This is a genomic window from Marinobacter fuscus, assembly GCF_003007675.1.
Taxonomy (GTDB): domain Bacteria; phylum Pseudomonadota; class Gammaproteobacteria; order Pseudomonadales; family Oleiphilaceae; genus Marinobacter; species Marinobacter fuscus.
This window is the reverse complement of record NZ_PXNP01000037.1, coordinates 1-2114: the sequence shown is the minus strand read 5'-3', so window position 1 is coordinate 2114 and position 2114 is coordinate 1. Positions and strand designations below refer to the sequence as shown.

At 49.7% G+C, this 2114-nt stretch carries 3 protein-coding genes; all 3 read right to left on the bottom strand.

Annotated elements, in window-relative coordinates:
* Positions 1-92 precede the first annotated feature (92 nt).
* Entirely contained in the window at positions 93-530 is a 438-nt protein-coding gene (locus C7H09_RS07945) for a hypothetical protein (RefSeq protein WP_240616535.1), read from the bottom strand.
* 69 nt (positions 531-599) lie between these two features.
* Entirely contained in the window at positions 600-896 is a 297-nt protein-coding gene (locus C7H09_RS07940; RefSeq protein ID WP_106762048.1) for a hypothetical protein, read from the bottom strand.
* Between the two features lie 65 nt (positions 897-961).
* Entirely contained in the window at positions 962-1660 is a 699-nt protein-coding gene (locus C7H09_RS07935) for a hypothetical protein (protein WP_106762047.1), read from the bottom strand.
* Between the last annotated feature and the right edge of the window lie 454 nt (positions 1661-2114).

Sequence of the window (2114 nt, the reverse complement as noted above, 5' to 3'; positions counted from 1 at the left end):
TAACGCTGAGCACAGCGGCGACCTTGGAGTGGCGACGAAGGAGCCACGTAAAGGGCGTCCGGCGGCCATCGGCCGCGAACTGCTGCGACTTGTTAATTGGATACTTCAATGTACCACTTCGGTTTGATGCGCCCGAAATCTTTGCGGGTATTGGATTTCAGTGTTTTTTTAGAGTCCAGCACCTTTGCCTCGCCATGCTCCCTGGTAAAAACAACCCAGTGCCAGAATGACTTGCCGTGCTCGGTGCGCCATTTGATAGCCAACAGCGCTTTGTCCGGCAGACTTTCCCATGTTTTGAAGGGTGTCTCTTTGGGCGAAACGGAGATACCAAATTCACGAAGTAGTGCCCGAATATGTTCTGTTTCTGACCAGAGCGCGGTGTCTGCCGCATAAATGCCCAGTGCGTTTGCCTTTTTCTTGGCCCCCGCGTAACTGACACCGGCAAGAACGGCACTTGCCGCAATACCGCAGCCGGTTGGCTCTTCCTGGATGACAGGTTCCATAGCTTTACCAATTAACGCTTGCAGCATGCGCGCCTACGGAATGAAGCCGAAGGCGCAATGTAGTAGGCGTCGCCGTGCCTGCACTGGTTATGTGATCTACCACTCGGCGACTTTAAGTTTGCTTGTCGCTACTGCAAGCTCCGCCTTGGTTAAACCAATGATGGTTTGGAAGTCATTATCATCCAAGCTAAAACCCAAGTTATGAGCATTGAGCGCATTGATAATCCCACCAAGCTCGGCAGCAGATAGCAGATTTGGCGAAACCTCTTGCACAGCCTCGAATAGTTTATTGGTCACAGCGTTTTCAATAGGGCTCACGACGACAAGGTCACCTGACTCCTCAAGCTCCTTTAGCGTTCTCACGATAGCTTCTTTCACTATGGAATCAGGCATATATCCTCTGCACATAACGCTAGCAGCAGGGGCGCGACGGAAGGAGCGTCCCTTGCCTGTAATTGTTAGCGGCCAGACACATACTCCGCAAACTCATCTGCCTTTCTTTCAGCCACAAATAGGATTACGTCCACCCGAAGAATAAAACTTGGCAACGCCACCAAAGATAGCAGCTCTTTCACTTTGTCCAATTGATCGTCTACCGCGAATTCGTGACAGTAGCGGTGTCTAATTTCGAAAATGCTTTGAAGCGCGCCAAAAAAGTCCTGCCCCATTCTAAGAGCTTCTTCCTCAAGCTCAGAAGGCGCTGAAAATGGCGGTGAATCTAGTTCAACAGTCTCGACGAGTTTTAGAAACTTTGTTCCTAAAAGCGTTGAAAAAACTCCGTCGATTGCAGGGACACTTCCAAAGCTTTGCTCAAAAGCAAGCATTTCTCCGAGGGTAAACTTCTTATTCTGAAGATGCGCCACGTTCTCAAGGCTTAACTTCCGTCCAGAGATCGAACAGGCTCGGTATAGATATGGCTCTCCAGAATCTACTAACCGAGCCATAACCGATTTAAAATAAGCATCAATTGCCGCCGTAGTAGCAATCGGGATATACCGGAACAGCTCCTCTTGGACACTGGAAGAGATGTCTTGATTCTCAGTCAGGTAGGTGTGGGCATCTTCAATTTTTTGCAGTCTAGCGAAGCAGAGTTCAAAAGGCCCCTTAGCCCCAGCAACTGGTTTGTTCCGACTTATCCATTCCTGAAGATTTTTCAATCTATCCTCGATACAAGTTGTGGCTGCTAACGATGTACGTTCATCTGCCCGAGCGAAGCGAGGGTCGGATGAATGTGTTGTTATAGAGCCAAGTCCTGAAAGAGCTCTGATAAAGCACACCCTCGACGGCCATGCCTGCTTCGAGACGTTCTTCAAACTTCATAATCCAACCGTTTGCGACGGGCTCTGGCGACGAGACTGGCAACCAGCCAAAAGGTAACGCGATCGCTGAGGAATAGCTCTCCCTCGGGGTATGTCCCAAGCGGATCAACCCGCGCGTTATCCGCTTGGGACATACCCCGAGGGTAGCTGAAAACGCATTCAACAACGATCATCCTTGTCTGGTTCTTCGAACCGAATCCCAAACCTGAAAAATACTGTTTATTCGTACAGATCATCGCTGTAGGATTCGGTTAACTGGGAGTTTTTCTGCACCCCAGCCGGGCTTTATAAC